We start from the raw sequence: 16,295 nt of genomic DNA, 5'->3' as shown, positions 1-16,295 counted from the left end.
CCCCTCTTGGGCTCGAACCAAGGACCCTCTGATTAACAGTCAGATGCTCTAACCAACTGAGCTAAGGAGGAAAATAACCCGTTTTAGTTTCCTAAAGCGGGTGCAAATATAGTAGTTTTTTGAAACTCGCCAAATAAATAAATGCTGTTTTTTTTATTTAAATAACCATTTATATAAATCGTTACCATTTGCGAACAGTAAAAGAGCTATTAAAATAAAGAATCCGGTGATTTGAGCATACTCTAAAAACTTATCGCTTGGCTTTCTACCAGTCACCATTTCATAAAGTAAGAACATAACGTGACCACCATCTAAAGCAGGTATCGGTAGAATATTCATAAAAGCTAATATAATAGATATAAAAGCCGTTGTTGCCCAAAAAGCTGGCCAGTTCCATGTATCTGGAAACATGCCACCAATAGCGGCGAACCCTCCAACTTCTTTATAGGCACCAGTATCAGGATTGAAAATCTTTTTCATCCCTTTAATGTAATCGGTAAGTGTCTTAACACCTTTGTTCCAACCCGCAGGGATTGATTCTAGGAAAGTATAGTTTAAGGTTTCAACTTTAAAATAACCTTTCTCCTCATACTCCTCAATAGTATCAAAACCAAGAGCCACACCTAATTTTCCTTCATCTGATATTTTTGCTTGTAACGGCACATCTGTTCCGTTTCGTTTTACAACAAGATTTACAGTTTTTCCCTTATTTTCTTCCAAGTAAGGGGACACTTGATCTAAATATTCAACAGCATTACCTTCAACCTCAATCAATGCATCTCCCTTTTCAAAGCCCGTTGTTGTATTTGGGGAATTCTTTGGAACATTATTTATAATGAAAGGACTTCTTTGACTTATGAACCTGGCATTTTCTTTATTAGCGGATATGGTTTCGATAAAATCTACAGGAATTTCCTTTTCAATTTTATTACCATCTCTTTCAATAGTGAATTTTTCGCCGTACACCAATTCGTAAGGTATAGTCTGTAAGTTCTCTACTTCTTTACCATCAATAGCAACAAATCGGTCTCCTGTTTTTATACCTAAAGCATCTCCCAATATTGTATCTGTTACCCAGACACCATCTTTTAAACCCTCATTTGAAATATATTGCTCTCCGTAAGTAAATGCTAAACCGATAAAAATAACAACAGCAAGTACGAAATTAACAGTAACGCCTCCTAACATAATAATTAAACGTTGCCAAGCTGGTTTGCTTCGAAACTCCCACTCTTTCGGTTCTTCGGCCATGGCCTCTTTATCCATGCTTTCATCTATCATTCCAGATATTTTTACATATCCGCCTAGTGGCAACCAACCTATTCCGTATTCTGTCTCTCCTATTTTTTTCTTGAAAAGCGCAAATTTTACATCAAAGAACAAATAGAATTTTTCTACTCTTGTCTTAAAGTATTTTGCGGGTATAAAATGACCTAACTCGTGCAAAACTATTAGTATAGAAAGGCTTAAAAAAAATTGTATTGTCTTTATAATTATGGGGCTCATTTTTTTTTCCTGAAAATTAAAATCGGACAAAAGTACATTTTTACAACCGCTTAAAAAAAGAAACACGTTAAGGTCGAGGTATTTTAAGAATAATTTATCAGCTAAAGACATAAATTCACTTGAAAGCTAATGCGCCCTAACGTACCTTTACAAAAAATAAATATGCGGTCTTTCTTCGCTAAATTCAAGTTTTTTGGTTTGGTACTCCTGTTAATTTCAGGAGTTATCGTGTACCTCTTTTACAATGCCTTGGTTCCAAAAAAAATACTCCCCATTTATTCTCCAGCTATGGTAAATTCAGAATTGGTACCAGAAGAAATACAGCATATTAGAAAATACCATACCATAGCAGATTTTTCGTTGACGAACCAAAACGGAAAAATTATTACTCAAGAAGATTACAAGGATAAAATATATATCGCCGATTTTTTTTTCACCACCTGCCCTACAATCTGCCCAATTATGACCAAAAACATGGCCGATATTCAACAAGAAATTAGTGGTGATTACGACGTTTTATTATTATCTCATTCGGTAACCCCAGAAATAGATTCGGTTGCTCAGTTAAAAAAATATGCTATTGAAAAAGGCGTTGATGATACTAAATGGAATTTAGTTACTGGTGATAAAAAACAAATTTATGACCTTGCACGTAAATCCTATTTGGCTGTTAAGACCGATGGTGATGGCGGACCTTTCGATATGATACACACCGAAAATTTCATCCTTGTCGATAAACAAAAGCGAATACGTGGTTTTTACGATGGTACCAATAAAGAAGATATAAAACAACTTTTAACCGACCTTGAAATTCTTAAAGCTTCCTATCAAGAATAAATCCAATACAAGTAAGCATAAGGGGTAGAAAGTCCGCTTATTTTAAGAGGATATAATCCTTAATTAAAATATTTCCTTTACTTTTGTCTTACTTATAATGAATCTAAATAAAGATTGAAAACTACTGTTGCAGATTTAAGAAGAGGCCAAAAAGGAATTATTAAAGAATTCACTGAAGATTTTTTGCCTATAAAATTACTTGAACTAGGTTGTTTACCTGGTAATGTAGTAGAACTGGTACAAGTAGCACCATTAAATGACCCTATTTACATTAATGTTAATGGTTCTCATATTGCCATTAGAAGAGAAATGGCACTTCATATAGCTCTTGAAATCATTGAAGATAATGCAATCGTATGAGCAAACAAATCAATGTAGCCCTTATAGGGAATCCTAACACAGGTAAAACATCAGTTTTTAATCAATTAACCGGTCTCAACCAAAAAGTTGGCAATTATCCTGGCATTACGGTTGAGAAAAAAGAAGGTATTTGCAAATTACCAAGAGGCGTAAAAGCACATATTTTAGATTTACCTGGTACCTATAGTTTAAATACCACTTCATTAGATGAAAGTGTAGCCGTAGAACTTCTCTTAAATAAAAATGATAAAGACCACCCAGATGTTGCCATTGTCGTTTCTGATGTAGAGAATTTAAAGAGAAACCTTCTACTTTTTACTCAAATAAAAGATTTAAAAATACCTGCCATTTTAGTTATTAATATGGCCGATCGCATGTCTCGAAAAGGCATTACGATAGATATAGATTTATTAGAAAAGAAATTGAACTGCAAAATTGCTTTGGTAAGCACCCGTAAAGAAACAGGTATTGACAGGCTTAAAGAGTTAATTTCAGATTACAAAAATCTTTCAAAGACACAAAATGTAGATACTTCGGTAATTGCCCCGGTATATTTTGAAAAGCTTCGAGAGACATTTCCTAAAGAGGATGTCTACAAACTTTGGTTAGTTATTACACAAGATGTAAACTTCATGCCTTTAGAGAAGAAGTTGTTTAAAGACTCTTCTACTTTTGCGACCAAATCGAAATCTGAACTTAAACGCCTTCAACAAAAAGAGACTATTTTAAGATATCAGTTTATAAACGGAATATTAAAAGATACTTACAAGGTTGATATAAACGCCGCCAAAGGGTTTAGAGCAACTTTAGATAAGGTATTGACACACAAAATTTTTGGCTACGTCATATTTTTTCTAATCCTATTAACCATATTTCAAGCCATATATGGATGGAGTGAATACCCAATGGATTTGATAGATGGTTTCTTTGCCTCTGCTACAGAATGGGTAAAAAATACACTACCATCAGGAGTATTTACCAACCTTGTTGCAGAAGGCATTTTAGCAGGTATTGGTGGTATTGTAATTTTCATTCCACAGATAGCATTCTTATTTCTTTTTATAGCGTTACTTGAAGAAACAGGATATATGAGCAGGGTGGTCTTTCTTATGGATAGAATTATGCGCCCATTCGGTTTAAGTGGTAAAAGCGTTGTTCCACTAATTTCTGGAACTGCCTGTGCAATACCTGCTGTAATGGCCACTAGAACTATCGAAAATTGGAAAGAAAGACTTATTACCATTTTGGTAACTCCGTTTACCACTTGTTCGGCACGGTTACCTGTTTACTTAATAATTATCGCTTTGGTAATACCGGAAGGTAGTTTTCTCGGCTTAAGCTATAAAGCATTAACCTTAATGTTATTGTATCTTATGGGTTTTGGTGCAGCCATACTATCTGCACTGATTTTAAATAAAATATTAAAAATTAAAAGTAAATCATTTTTTGTAGTTGAAATGCCCAATTACAAATTACCCTTATTAAAAAATGTTGGGTACACCGTTCTTGAGAAAACCAAAAGCTTTGTTTTTGGAGCTGGAAAAATTATTCTTGCTATCTCAATCATTCTTTGGTTTTTAGGTTCTAACGGGTTTTCTTATGAATTTAAAAATGCAGAAACTATTGTAAAGAACAGAGTAAAAGAACAAGGGTTTAGCTCTAATAGTGAAGTTTACTTTTACAACAACCAAGACAATTTAAATGGTAGTTTAGAAATAGATACAGATTCTGCAGCACTACAACAGAAAGAACTTGAAGAGCGCGCCTTAAGCCAAGAGATTGCAAGCTATAAATTAGAACATTCGTACATGGGCTATATGGGAAAAGCAATAGAACCCGTCGTTAGACCTTTGGGCTATGATTGGAAAATAGGCATTGCAGTACTTACTTCCTTCGCGGCAAGAGAAGTCTTTGTAGGCACCCTTGCAACAATTTACAGTGTAGGCAATGATGAAGAAGAAACGATAAAAAACAGAATGGCTGCAGAAGTTAACCCAATAACTAAAAAACCGTTATTTAATTTGGCTTCTGGTATTTCTCTCCTTTTATTCTATGCCTTTGCCATGCAATGCATGAGTACCTTAGCTGTGGTGAAAAGGGAAACGAATTCATGGAAATGGCCAGCAGGGCAACTAGTTTTTATGAGTCTTTTTGCGTATATTATTGCTTTAATTGCTTATCAATTATTAAAATAAGATGGAAACTTTACAACACATATTAGTTTACATAACACTTGCAATCTCAATAGGTTATATAATTTCCAGATTTTTTCTTCCAAAATCAATTCGGTCAGGCAAAAAGGCTAGCAAAAAAGCATGTGGCCAAAACGATTGTGGCTGCCATTAAATTACATTTATCCTCCATTATGCACTCAACAAATTTTAAGATTTAGTTAAATAAATTTTAAAAATCCCCTAACGGTTTCTAAAACTGTAACGTTTCTTGCTTTGGTTCGTTTAGATTGCATCGCTATAATCATAAACTATGAATATAAACAAACTACTCATTGCTTTTTCTACCATTTTAATCGCCAACATATTTATTGTGGATGCACAGAGTTTAAGTGCATATGTAATTGACAGTATTAGTCAACAACCCATACCCTATGCTACTGTTCAATTTAAAGAAAAAGGAGTCATCACCAATGAAGATGGAAATTTTAATTTCATATTAAATGAGACCATAACAGAATCTGATTCCTTAATTATTTCTTCAATGGGCTATGAAACTCTTTCAAAGCCAATATCTGAATTTACTGCCAATAGAATATTACTAACACCTAAAGCAATCGAATTACGTGAAGTCATTGTCTCAAACAAAAATTATACAGCGAAGGAAATAATGGAATTGGTGGAGGATAATTTAGAAAAGAATTACCGTAACGATCTCACTAAAAAAAGACTTTTTCATAGAGTGTCTAATTTTGACCGATGGACAAAAAGTGATTTTAAAGTCAAAAAATCTTCTATTGATGTTCTAAATCAACTTTTCTTAGATAGTATTATAGCGACTGTACCAAAAAACAACAGTTTTTATTCCGAAATCGTGGGTGATCTATATGGAAATTACACAACAGAGTTACAAAAACTAGATTTATTAAAGGCATCTAAACTTTTCGATAAAAGTAAACAACTCGATGCCGAAAAATTAGAAGAAAGGTTCAATGAAATTTTAAAGGACAATGTAAAACCTGGGTCTTATTTTAAGATTAAATCAGGACTTTTTGGAACTAAAATAGATGCTGAAGAAATAAGCGAACTTTTAGAAGAAGAAATAGATTCTACAAACATTGTCGTTGTTAATGAAGAACTAGAAAAAAAGAAGAAAGACAAAGAAGAGCAACAAAAAAATTATGCTAATTGGAAAAGAAATAATTTAGGAGAACTATTCCATGGGCTGCCTACTCAAGAAGATTCTGATCTTAATTTTATAACTAAATCAAGAAAGTATGATTTTTCACTAAAAGAATTTACCTTTTTAGGCAACGACCCAGTGTATGTTATCTCATTTAACCCGATTGGTTCCGCAGATTTTGAAGGAACAATGTATATAAATGCTGATGATTTCGCTTTATTACAGGTTGATTACACAAATGTAAAGCCTGTTAAAAAATTCAATTTATTGGGAATTTCAGCCAACAAGTACCTATCTAAAGGTAAAATAATTTATACTAAAGGCGCAAACGGATATTATGGTTTACGATATTATGAATCTGAAATAGGTGTGCGATTTGGTATAAGGAGACCCCTAAAAATTATTGAGAAAAACAAAATTGTTAAAGGCAGAAATAAACAAAACGAGCTATCTGGCGATATGGATTTTGTTTTCATTAATGTTGAAAAAAATGAAATGATTGTATTTGAGTCTGAAAATATTAGTCAGGCTACTTTTGATGCTTTTATTGAAAACAACGCCATATCACCAACGTATATGCCAAAATATGACCCAGAATTCTGGAAAGGATATGCTATTATGGAACCAAATACAGCTATAAAAGAATTTACCTCTACATCTTCTGAATAATCTTAGATTAAATTTTTCATGAAGTGATAAAGTAATAATCCCCAACCTATTACGAGAAAGAGTCCACCAAGTGGAGTAATCGGACCAAGAATTTTGAGTTTTTTTCCTTTAGCTGCACTAATACAAAGTCCATAAATACTAAAGGAAAAAAGAAAAGTTCCCGCTATAAAACAGAAAACCATATTCTTCTCCAAAGAGCTTTCTAGGTTGAGATTAAAGCTTAACATCAAAATCACTATTGCGTGATACATTTGATATTTCACCCCTGTTTCAAAACTATTTAACTGATCTACAGTAAATATTTTTTTTAGCATATGGGCTCCGAAAGCACCAAATATTACTGCCAACAACCCTAACAATGCCCCAACTAACTGTGCCATTAAAATCATTCTGTTTTTAGTTCAAAGATAATGTCATTGTCTTTTAAATTCCTATATTGACATATACAATTTCCTACAAATATGAAAAAGACAATACCCGTTTTACTAATTGCAGCAATGATAATTTTAGGTAGTTGTAATACATCAAAAAAGTTAAATGCCAGTTCAAATTCCACATCATTGAATGATGAATTAAAAGATAGAAATAGAGCAAACGTATCATTATTACAGCGCATAACTCAAATGCGTGGTGTTGTACTTCATAATAATGTACCTGTCATAAATAAAACAGCTAATTCATTTGCATCAGCAGGAAATCAAGAACCGCTATACGTTCTCAATAACCAAGTAATAGGTAATTCTTTTAATTCGGTTAACGAGATTATTGAAAGTTACAATGTGAAAAAAATCACCATTTTAACTGGTGCAGATGCTGCAAGCTATGGTTCTCAAGGGTCGAACGGGGTAATAAAAATAGTAAGCTACTAAGTAGGTATTACTGAAGGCTGATTTTCATTTCCATATTCGATTTCAAAGTAAATACACACTCTTCAAATTTTGGCGGACCAAACATTTTCATTTTACTTTTCGAAAAGGCAAGTTGTTCTTTAGGAATGCCGAGTATATTGGTATCTAAGTTTTGATTACCATTTGCATCGTGGAAAATTGCAATAGCATAATCACCATCTGGCAAATCGGTAATCTGAAAAGCGTTGTTCCCTTTTACGGCTTTACAAGAACCAGATTTGAATACTTCATCAAACTTCAAAAAAGAACTTTCATTGGTGTAAATAGCGAAACAAATATTTCCTTCTTCTGATGTTACGCCATCAATATTCAAACTTAGACTATGCTGTGCGCTAATCAAATTTGAAATACCTAAGAAAAAGGAGAGTAAAAAGAAATTCTTATGTATCATACTTCAAAAATTCAATTTTAAAAGTAATTCCAATTTTGATGCCATATTCTTTATTTAAACTAATTAGGAGTACGTAGTGAATTCATTTTGGCGGTTAACTCATCTAAAAGATGAATAGTTTCTACCGAATCCTTCAAGTTAAAATATAAATATGCAGAATCTTTATATACCAATTTTACTTTCTGTTGACCTATGTTATCGACAAATACATGAACTTTCCTATCGGTTAGCGAATCTTTAAACTCCCTAAAAATTCCTTTCTCCTTTTCGAGGGCCGAAAAACCATTTAAACGCTCCATCGGAGGAATTCTTTCAACCATTACAATGCTATCTAGTTGGCTGTAGGGAATCTCTACGGCATAAAATCCTGACCTCAACTTTAGACTTTGACTATCATTACTAATCCAGTTTTTAAAGTGCATTATTAATATTGTACCACAGAGGATTAAAGTTACAACTAATAGAACTGTCCAAACCCAATGATTCTTAGTCAAGCGCATATATTCTTAAAAGTATATTGTTATAATCTCTAATTGCTTAAACGGTAAAAGTGCTATTAAATTACCGATATTATGAAAAACACTAATAACAGTTTATTTCGAATAATGGTATTGTACACATTCTAACTTAAACCAACATCTAAAGTCATCATAATTATAAAACCACCAATAAAACCCATAGTAGCAATATCTGTATATTTGTCTTGCTGTGTTTCTGGTATTACCTCTTCTACTACTACAAAAATCATGGCACCTGCAGCAAATGAAAGTGCATAAGGTAAAATAGGCTGAAAGGTCATTACGGCCCAGGCTCCTAAAACGGCAGCTACAGGCTCTACCAATGCAGATGCTTGACCAAACATAAAGCTTTTAGTTCTGCTAAGTCCATGTCTTCTTAAGGGCATGGCAACGGCAAAACCTTCTGGAAAGTTTTGTAAACCGATACCAAGAGCAAGTGCAACCGCACCACCAATTGAAGCACCATCAAAACCAGCTGCTACCCCACCAAAAAGCACACCAACGGCCAATCCTTCAGGTATATTATGAAGGGTTATTGCCAAAGTTAGCAAGGTTGTTCTATGCCAAGGAGTCTTTACACCTTCTGCATCACTCTCTTTAAAGTTAATATGAAGGTGAGGTAATATTTTATCCAATCCGAAAATGAATGCAGCACCAAATAAAAATCCTACAGCTGCCGGAATTACTTTTTCAAACCCCTCCCCAGGACTCATTTCTATTCCAGGCGCCAAAAGACTCCAAAAACTGGCAGCTACCATGACACCACCAGTAAAACCAAGCATACCATCCAAAACCGCACGATTTAGGGTTTTAAACAAAAACACTAATGCAGCGCCAGATGCAGTTAGTCCCCAAGTAAATAAAGTAGCATAAAATGCAGCTAATACTGGGTCTATAGATTCAAAATATTTGATTATTTGTTCCATAAATCGAAAATCTTATTGGTTAAAATTCTTACTCCTCATCAGCTACAATCTCTAAAAATAAATTTGATGCTATCTGTTCTGAAATACGAATAGAACCGACTCTTGTTGAAATGGTCACGGAACCATCGAATTCTTCTCTATCCAAGATTTTAAATGTATCTCCTAAAGCAATATTATTCTTATCTAAAAACTTCAAAAAAGCAACAGAAGAATCATTTACACCAACGCATACTCCCTCACTTAAAACTGGCAATTCACTAATCAATTTTTTTACCGATTTAGTAAAATATCCTTCTTTATTTGGTATAGGGTCTCCATGTGGGTCTACTTTCGGAAATCCTAAATAAGCATCTAACTTATCAATTAAAGCATCACTCTTTATATGTTCTAATTGCTCAGCGACCTCATGAACCTCATCCCAAGAAAAATTCAGTTTATCCACCAAAAAAACCTCCCATAACCGATGCTTACGTATAACGGAAAGTGCCACAAGCCTGCCTTTCTCAGAAAGCGACACACCTTGGTATTTTTTATATTTTACCAATGACTTCTCAGATAGTTTTTTAACCATATCGGTCACCGAAGATGGCTTTGTCTTCATTTGTTCAGCGATGGCATTGGTAGCCACTGTTTTACTATCTATTTGACTTAAATGATAAATCGCTTTTATATAATCTTCTTCTGATAAGGTCATTTCAAAATAATATAATAACAAAAATACATTTTTATACGTAAAAACAATTTTTTAGTTTTGTCTAAATTTATTTTTAGATGATAAAAATAATTATTTTATGTATTTGTATTTTTAGCTTTACTTGTTTATATGGGCAAGAAGTGACCCTATCTGGCAATACAACATCTGAAAATTTACCCGCCCCATTCGTTAATATTTATTTGAATAACACCGAAATAGGCACTTCATCTAATGAGAATGGATGGTATGAATTAAAAAATATTCCCCCTGGAAAATATACGCTCATAGCATCTACAATTGGTTATATAACCTTTAGCAAGTCAATCATCATAAAAAAAGGCGAGGAACAGATATTGGATATTGTTCTAAAACCTTCGATAGAATCATTAGACGAAATGGTAGTCACGGGTACTTTGAAACCCGTCAGTAGGCTTGAAAGTCCTGTCCCAGTAGAAGTTTACAAGCCAACTTTTTTTAAGAAAAACCCAACGGCTAATATTTTTGAAGCTTTACAGAACGTAAATGGCGTACGGCCACAGATTAACTGCAATGTGTGCAACACAGGAGATATTCATATAAACGGCCTTGAAGGGCCTTATACTCTTGTATTAATAGATGGCATGCCAATTGTTAGCGGACTCGGAACAGTTTACGGTTTATATGGAATACCAAACGCACTCATAGAACAAATTGAAATTGTAAAAGGCCCTGCTTCTACTCTTTATGGTAGCGAAGCTGTGGGTGGGTTAATAAACATCATTACCAAAAATAATCTTACTGCACCCATTTTCTCTGGAGATAGCTTCATAACAGGTTGGGGAGAATACAATCTTGATGTGGGTGCCAAAGTAAATGTAGGCAAAAAAGCCAGTCTCTTGTTGGGTATAAATTATTTTAAATATGATAATCCGATTGATAATAACGGAGATAATTTTACGGACCTTACCTTACAAGACCGAATATCAATATTTCAAAAATGGAACTTCACCAGAAAAAAATCACGTATTCTCTCATTGGCCGGTCGCTACTTTTATGAAGATAGATGGGGAGGAGAATTACAATGGACTCCCGAATATAGAGGTGGAGATGAAATTTATGGAGAAAGTATTTACACACGAAGATGGGAAGTGTTAGGCAAATACCAACTCCCTTTTGAGGAACAATTAATGTTTTCCTTTTCCTTCAATAATCATAGCCAGAACTCTGTTTATGGCGATGTTTCTTACTTAGCGGACCAGCGAATTGGTTTCACCCAACTTACTTGGGACAAATCCTTGGGCAGGCATAGTATATTGGCTGGCTCTGCCTTGCGATATAATTACTATGACGACAGCACGCCGGCAACTTCAGATTTAAATGGCAATAAACCGGATGAAGTAATTATACCTAGTATTTTTCTTCAAGATGAGATTGCCTTTAATAAAAAGAACTCTTTACTATTGGGTGCTCGTTATGATTATGATGATAGACATGGTTCTATTTTTACACCAAGAGGTGCCTACAGATTTAAATTTACAGATACGGATATATTACGATTAAATGCAGGCACAGGTTTTAGAGTTGTAAATCTATTTACAGAAGAGCATGCCGCCCTTACCGGTTCACGCGAAGTCATCATTACAGAAAAATTGAAACCAGAACGTTCATTCAACGTAAATCTTAATTATCTAAAAAAAATATATGGGGATAATGGTACTTTCGCAACACTAGATGCCTCCTTATTCTATACCAATTTCCAAAATATAATCATACCCGATTATGACACTGATCCTAATCAAATCATTTATGATAATTTAGACGGAAAATCAGTTTCAAAAGGGATAAGCGCCAATTTGGACATAGCTTTTCCAAGTACCTTCAAAATAATGTTTGGTGGAACAATACAAGATGTAAGCAATACCGAAAAAGGTATTACCAAACGACAAATTTTAACCGAAAGCTATTCGGCAAATTGGGGATTAAGTTATACGATCAGACCTTGGAATTTAACTTTAGATTACACTGGCAATCTTTATGGACCAATGCGACTACCAACCCTAGGTAACAGTGACCCAAGAAGAGATTTTTCACCTACTTGGAGTATACAAAATATTCAATTCACGTATAATGGAATGAAGAATTTTGAAATTTATGCTAGTGTGAAAAATTTATTGAACTGGACACCGAATAACGGTAATCCGTTCATAATCGCCCGTGCAAATGACCCTTTTGACAAAGAAGTTACTTTTGATTCTAATGGGAATGCAGTTGCCACTTCAAATAATCCTTATGCGCTTACCTTTGACCCCACTTATGTTTATGGCCCCAATCAAGGAATTAGGTCTTTTCTTGGGCTTCGATATACCATAAAATAAGGTAAAATACAGTTGCTTATTCGTATTTTTGAATTTGTAGGAAAGTCTGCCAACAAATACCTTTAAATATTTATGAACAAGTACGATTACATAATTATTGGTGCTGGCGCATCTGGCTTATTGTTAGCAGATGCTATGGGGAATGATTCTTTTTTTGCAGATAAAAGGATTCTTATTCTTGATAAAGACGCCAAAAAAACAAATGATCGTACTTGGTGTTTTTGGGAAAAAGGTAAAGGAAAGTTCGATGATATTGTTGATAAGGAATGGGGAGGACTTCACTTCGAAAGTTCAAAAATTTGCAAAAGAAATGAAATAGCACCCTACTCCTATAAAATGATAAAGGGTATTGATTTCTATAATCACTATTTAAATAAAATTGAGGGTTATGCTAATATTACTTTTAAACAAGAAGAAGTAGTTCAACTACAAGAAACACGTAACGAAGTAACTATTCGCACCTTAAACAACAGTTACGTTGCTGAATTTATATTCACTAGCCTTTTTGATTATAAATTGACTACCCAGCAAAAGAAGTATCCTGTTTTACAACAGCATTTTTTAGGTTGGGAGATAAAAACGATAGACCCAATATTCAATGCTTCTGAAGTTACATATATGGATTTCTCGATACCTCAAAAAGGGAATACCCGGTTTATGTATGTCTTACCATATTCAAATAATACTGCACTAATCGAGTATACCTTGTTTTCAGAAAAATTACTTCCAAAACAAGAATATGAAGAAGCTATAAAAAACTATATATGGGACAGGTATAAATGCAAAGACTATACAATTATAGCTAAAGAATCTGGTAGCATACCCATGACTGCCTATGATTTTAGAGAGCATCATTCAGATAGGATACGGCATATAGGCACTGCAGGTGGCTGGGCCAAACCCAGCACTGGCTATACATTAATGAGTACAGCAAATAAGGTGCCTCAGCTAATTAATTATATTAAGAATGGAAAGCCATTAAAAAAATTTAAACTAAAAAATAAATTTTGGTTTTACGACCTTCTATTTCTTGATGTATTACATCACAATAATGCAAATGGTTATAAGATTTTTGAATCGCTATTTAAATCAATTAGCCCCCAAATGGTTTTCAAGTTCTTAGATGAGAAAACCAATTTATGGGAAGATATCGTCTATATAAATGCTTGCCCTAAAATTCCTTTTATAAAAGCCTTTTTTAAACGTTTACTTTAAACCGTTCTATTCATTAAATTTTCGCCAAACTGTTGCAACAACTCTTTTTTATCATTTTCCAATTCTATATCATTTAGCACTTCAAAAGCCTTTGTGGTATAATCGGCAATTGCGACCCTTGTAGCCTCGTCTGCTTTAGTTCTTTCAAAAATAGAACGAACAGCATTTACTTTAGTTTCCGATTCTTTAGGTTGTATAGAGTATAAATGTTCAAGCTCTTTTGTCATCATTTCTGAACCCGAACTCATAGCCTTTAAGTAAAGAAAGGTTTTTTTATTTTCAATAATATCACCACCAACTTGTTTCCCAAAAGTTTTAGGATCTCCAAAAACATCTAAATAGTCATCTTGTAATTGAAAAGCTATCCCTAAGTTAAGCCCGAAAGTATACATTTGTTCTTGAGATTTTTCAGATGCGCCAGCCACGATAGCACCCATTTTTAATGCAGCTGCAACTAAAACCGCAGTTTTATACTCAATCATTTTCAAATATTCTGGCAACATAACATCGTCTCGGGTCTCAAAATCAACATCATATTGCTGTCCTTCACATACCTCTAAAGCTGTTTTGCTAAAAAGTTGCGCCAACTGTCTAAAAATTTGAGGTTCATAATTTTCAAATAGTTGGTACGCCATAATCAACATAGCGTCTCCAGATAAAATACCGGTATTAATATCCCATTTTTCGTGTACCGTAATCTCTCCCCTACGCACCGGAGCGTCATCCATAATATCATCGTGTACCAATGAAAAATTATGAAACACTTCTACTGCCAAAGCTGCATCTAATGCTCTTTTATAATTTGTATTGAAAATTTCGGCTGTAAGTAGAACCAATACAGGTCTAAGTCTTTTACCTCCTAAACCTAAAATATAGGTGATTGGTTCATACAGGTTTCTAGGTTCTTTAGTAAACTTTTTAGTGTTTAAATACTTGATAAACTCTTCTCGATATTCATTTATAGAATGCATTCTCGCAATTTTTGTCAAAAATAGAATAAATATGTTTTGCAATAAGGCCTTTTAATCATTGAAGATTCGATTCTTGAAGGCATTTGGTTCAGAAAAAGAAAACTACTAAACCACAAACAGAAATTAATTTAAAGAGAATTTCGCTTAATCAACTTTGAGGGCATAATAACTTGAGTAGTATCTTCATTTTTTATATGTTTAGCAGCCCTTTTAGCCATCTCTTTAAAATCAGTAGAAATCGTTGTTATTCCACCAAAAACAATCTCTTTGGCAACATTATCATTCTGAGAAAGGATTCCAATATCCACACCGATTTTATATTTTTTCCGAACACAATCTCTTAAAATATGCCACAAAATAGTATCTCCTAAAATAAAATAAAGAGTCCCTTTACTGGCTGTGCCTAATGAATAATTATTTTTTACGGTTCCATTAATATTATAATCTTTCAGAAATCTTTCGAATGCTATTCGAATCGAAATTGGAGAATAATCACTTTCTTCATTAAAATATAAAATTAGGTTTTTGTATTTTTTAATTTCGGGAAGCAATTGCACTAACGATGTATAAATAACTTCTTCGAATTCTTGAGAAATATAAGAAAATGATTCCCCGAGGTCTAAATACCTATCTACCAATAGCAATTTTTTAGGCTCAATACTTTGCAGTAATGGCACAACCTTTTGGTTTTGGATAGGAGCAATTACATACATGCCGTACTTACCTTTAATATTCGTTAGTATGGTTTCAAATATGGTTAAATTATTATGGTGAAAAAAAACATCGATTTGAAATCGTTTACTCATCTCTTTCCTAAAAGTTTTGTAAAATTCTTCCTGATAACTTTGGAAAGCGAATAAAAGCAAGGCCATTCTTTTGGTAATATTGGTTTCTTGACTTATAACAAAATAGCCTTTAAGTTGTCTAGACTCGATTAAACCTCTGTTCTTAAGTTCTTCATAAGCCTTAAAAATGGTTTTCCTAGCATAACCAATTTCTTCAACCATGTTATTAATTGAAGGCAATTGATCCCCAATAGACAAGGTGCCATCTTCAATAGACTCGATAACCCCTTGCACCAATTGTTCGTGCTTTGTAAGATTATTGTATTGGGTTAAGCTTAAAATTCTTTTTACAATAGGCATAGAATACAAATATAAACCGTCGAATTTACAATTTAATCAAGGCAATCAAAATGTCTTGATATCGAGAAGTACTATGCAAATTTTTAGTCCTGAAAAAATCCATCCACCATAAAAATATTTACCCGTAATAATCTTGAAAAAATTGCTGCTGCTTTACTGGCATAATTGGGATTAGAGAACTTTCCGAGATAATTTTTAGTTGAGATCCTTCTGTCCTTAAAAATTCAATTTTATCAAAAAAAACATTACAAATTTAAAAGGACAAATATCATATTATTATATTTTTATAACAATTTTGACAAATTCAAAATATTTTAAAGTTTAATTTATACAATTAACATTTTATTATATATTTGTATTTAGTAGCATAGTGTATCATAGTCTTCGCATTTAAATAATGCCCTAAATAGAATTACAATACCTATGATTACAACATAACTAACAACA

At 33.4% G+C, this 16,295-nt stretch carries 15 protein-coding genes; 7 read left to right on the top strand and 8 right to left on the bottom strand.

The annotated features are described in order from the left end of the window. Nucleotides 1-153: 153 nt before the first annotated feature. Entirely contained in the window at nt 154-1,506 is a 1,353-nt protein-coding gene (gene rseP, locus AACZ49_RS07535; RefSeq protein WP_339653088.1) for an RIP metalloprotease RseP, read from the bottom strand. Nucleotides 1,507-1,668: 162 nt separating this feature from the next. Here rseP and AACZ49_RS07530 point away from each other — a divergent pair, with 162 nt between their 5' ends. The 4 genes from AACZ49_RS07530 (at nt 1,669) to AACZ49_RS07515 (ending at nt 6,726) form a co-directional block, all read left to right on the top strand. Continuing rightward, entirely contained in the window at nt 1,669-2,343 is a 675-nt protein-coding gene (locus AACZ49_RS07530; RefSeq protein ID WP_339653086.1) for an SCO family protein, read from the top strand. A gap of 114 nt (nt 2,344-2,457) precedes the next feature. Further along, nucleotides 2,458-2,703, top strand: coding sequence for a FeoA family protein (locus AACZ49_RS07525; protein WP_339653085.1), 246 nt, complete (start codon nt 2,458-2,460; stop codon nt 2,701-2,703). Beyond that, on the top strand, nt 2,700-4,898 hold the full coding sequence (gene feoB, locus AACZ49_RS07520; protein ID WP_339653084.1) for a ferrous iron transport protein B: 2,199 nt from the start codon (nt 2,700-2,702) through the stop codon (nt 4,896-4,898). Before AACZ49_RS07525 ends, feoB begins: the two co-directional genes overlap by 4 nt. Nucleotides 4,899-5,187: 289 nt before the next feature. Continuing rightward, nucleotides 5,188-6,726 (top strand): carboxypeptidase-like regulatory domain-containing protein, encoded by a 1,539-nt coding sequence (locus tag AACZ49_RS07515; RefSeq protein WP_339653082.1) that lies wholly within the window; start codon nt 5,188-5,190, stop codon nt 6,724-6,726. A gap of 2 nt (nt 6,727-6,728) precedes the next feature. Here AACZ49_RS07515 and AACZ49_RS07510 read toward each other — a convergent pair whose 3' ends face one another. Then, entirely contained in the window at nt 6,729-7,115 is a 387-nt protein-coding gene (locus AACZ49_RS07510) for a DUF423 domain-containing protein (protein WP_339653080.1), read from the bottom strand. 72 nt (nt 7,116-7,187) lie between these two features. On the opposite strand from AACZ49_RS07510, the gene AACZ49_RS07505 reads away from it, so the two are divergent. Then, nucleotides 7,188-7,595 (top strand): TonB-dependent receptor plug domain-containing protein, encoded by a 408-nt coding sequence (locus AACZ49_RS07505; protein ID WP_339653079.1) that lies wholly within the window; start codon nt 7,188-7,190, stop codon nt 7,593-7,595. A gap of 7 nt (nt 7,596-7,602) precedes the next feature. On the opposite strand, the gene AACZ49_RS07500 is transcribed toward AACZ49_RS07505, so the two are convergent. The 4 genes from AACZ49_RS07500 to AACZ49_RS07485 all read right to left on the bottom strand — a co-directional run bounded on the left by AACZ49_RS07500 (nt 7,603) and on the right by AACZ49_RS07485 (nt 10,163). Next, nucleotides 7,603-8,025: a DUF2141 domain-containing protein gene (locus tag AACZ49_RS07500; RefSeq protein WP_339653078.1), complete on the bottom strand. Its 423-nt coding sequence runs from the start codon at nt 8,023-8,025 to the stop codon at nt 7,603-7,605. 59 nt (nt 8,026-8,084) lie between these two features. Further along, nucleotides 8,085-8,447 (bottom strand): hypothetical protein, encoded by a 363-nt coding sequence (locus AACZ49_RS07495; RefSeq protein WP_339653077.1) that lies wholly within the window; start codon nt 8,445-8,447, stop codon nt 8,085-8,087. A 200-nt stretch (nt 8,448-8,647) separates the two neighbouring features. Continuing rightward, the gene (locus AACZ49_RS07490) at nt 8,648-9,469 is read right to left on the bottom strand and encodes a ZIP family metal transporter (protein WP_339653075.1); all 822 of its coding nucleotides are present in this window, start codon (nt 9,467-9,469) and stop codon (nt 8,648-8,650) included. Nucleotides 9,470-9,497: 28 nt separating this feature from the next. Further along, complete coding sequence (locus AACZ49_RS07485; RefSeq protein ID WP_339653073.1) at nt 9,498-10,163, bottom strand: metal-dependent transcriptional regulator; 666 nt, start codon at nt 10,161-10,163, stop codon at nt 9,498-9,500. A 77-nt stretch (nt 10,164-10,240) separates the two neighbouring features. Between AACZ49_RS07485 and AACZ49_RS07480 the strand changes: the two genes are divergently transcribed. Then, the gene (locus tag AACZ49_RS07480) at nt 10,241-12,517 is read left to right on the top strand and encodes a TonB-dependent receptor (RefSeq protein WP_339653072.1); all 2,277 of its coding nucleotides are present in this window, start codon (nt 10,241-10,243) and stop codon (nt 12,515-12,517) included. 72 nt (nt 12,518-12,589) lie between these two features. Beyond that, nucleotides 12,590-13,732, top strand: a complete 1,143-nt coding sequence (locus AACZ49_RS07475) for a lycopene cyclase family protein (RefSeq protein WP_339653071.1) — start codon at nt 12,590-12,592, stop codon at nt 13,730-13,732. On the opposite strand, the gene AACZ49_RS07470 is transcribed toward AACZ49_RS07475, so the two are convergent. Continuing rightward, on the bottom strand, nt 13,729-14,703 hold the full coding sequence (locus AACZ49_RS07470; RefSeq protein ID WP_339653070.1) for a polyprenyl synthetase family protein: 975 nt from the start codon (nt 14,701-14,703) through the stop codon (nt 13,729-13,731). The genes AACZ49_RS07475 and AACZ49_RS07470 overlap by 4 nt on opposite strands. 128 nt (nt 14,704-14,831) lie before the next feature. Further along, nucleotides 14,832-15,848 (bottom strand): GntR family transcriptional regulator, encoded by a 1,017-nt coding sequence (locus tag AACZ49_RS07465; RefSeq protein ID WP_339653068.1) that lies wholly within the window; start codon nt 15,846-15,848, stop codon nt 14,832-14,834. Between the last annotated feature and the right edge of the window lie 447 nt (nt 15,849-16,295).

The sequence above is a fragment of the uncultured Maribacter sp. genome (assembly GCF_963975365.1).
Classification (GTDB): Bacteria; Bacteroidota; Bacteroidia; order Flavobacteriales; family Flavobacteriaceae; genus Maribacter.
Note: the sequence above shows the minus strand (reverse complement) of the source record. Positions and strands in the feature narration are given on the sequence as shown.

Excerpts from the sequence above, each read along its gene's own strand:
- rseP (WP_339653088.1), bottom strand. The coding sequence starts at position 1,506 with ATGAGCCCCATAATTATAAAGACAATACAATTTTTTTTAAGCCTTTCT.
- AACZ49_RS07530 (WP_339653086.1), top strand. The coding sequence starts at position 1,669 with ATGCGGTCTTTCTTCGCTAAATTCAAGTTTTTTGGTTTGGTACTCCTG.
- feoB (WP_339653084.1), top strand. The coding sequence starts at position 2,700 with ATGAGCAAACAAATCAATGTAGCCCTTATAGGGAATCCTAACACAGGT.
- AACZ49_RS07515 (WP_339653082.1), top strand. The coding sequence starts at position 5,188 with ATGAATATAAACAAACTACTCATTGCTTTTTCTACCATTTTAATCGCC.
- AACZ49_RS07510 (WP_339653080.1), bottom strand. The coding sequence starts at position 7,115 with ATGATTTTAATGGCACAGTTAGTTGGGGCATTGTTAGGGTTGTTGGCA.
- AACZ49_RS07505 (WP_339653079.1), top strand. The coding sequence starts at position 7,188 with ATGAAAAAGACAATACCCGTTTTACTAATTGCAGCAATGATAATTTTA.
- AACZ49_RS07500 (WP_339653078.1), bottom strand. The coding sequence starts at position 8,025 with ATGATACATAAGAATTTCTTTTTACTCTCCTTTTTCTTAGGTATTTCA.
- AACZ49_RS07495 (WP_339653077.1), bottom strand. The coding sequence starts at position 8,447 with ATGCACTTTAAAAACTGGATTAGTAATGATAGTCAAAGTCTAAAGTTG.
- AACZ49_RS07490 (WP_339653075.1), bottom strand. The coding sequence starts at position 9,469 with ATGGAACAAATAATCAAATATTTTGAATCTATAGACCCAGTATTAGCT.
- AACZ49_RS07485 (WP_339653073.1), bottom strand. The coding sequence starts at position 10,163 with ATGACCTTATCAGAAGAAGATTATATAAAAGCGATTTATCATTTAAGT.
- AACZ49_RS07480 (WP_339653072.1), top strand. The coding sequence starts at position 10,241 with ATGATAAAAATAATTATTTTATGTATTTGTATTTTTAGCTTTACTTGT.
- AACZ49_RS07475 (WP_339653071.1), top strand. The coding sequence starts at position 12,590 with ATGAACAAGTACGATTACATAATTATTGGTGCTGGCGCATCTGGCTTA.
- AACZ49_RS07470 (WP_339653070.1), bottom strand. The coding sequence starts at position 14,703 with ATGCATTCTATAAATGAATATCGAGAAGAGTTTATCAAGTATTTAAAC.
- AACZ49_RS07465 (WP_339653068.1), bottom strand. The coding sequence starts at position 15,848 with ATGCCTATTGTAAAAAGAATTTTAAGCTTAACCCAATACAATAATCTT.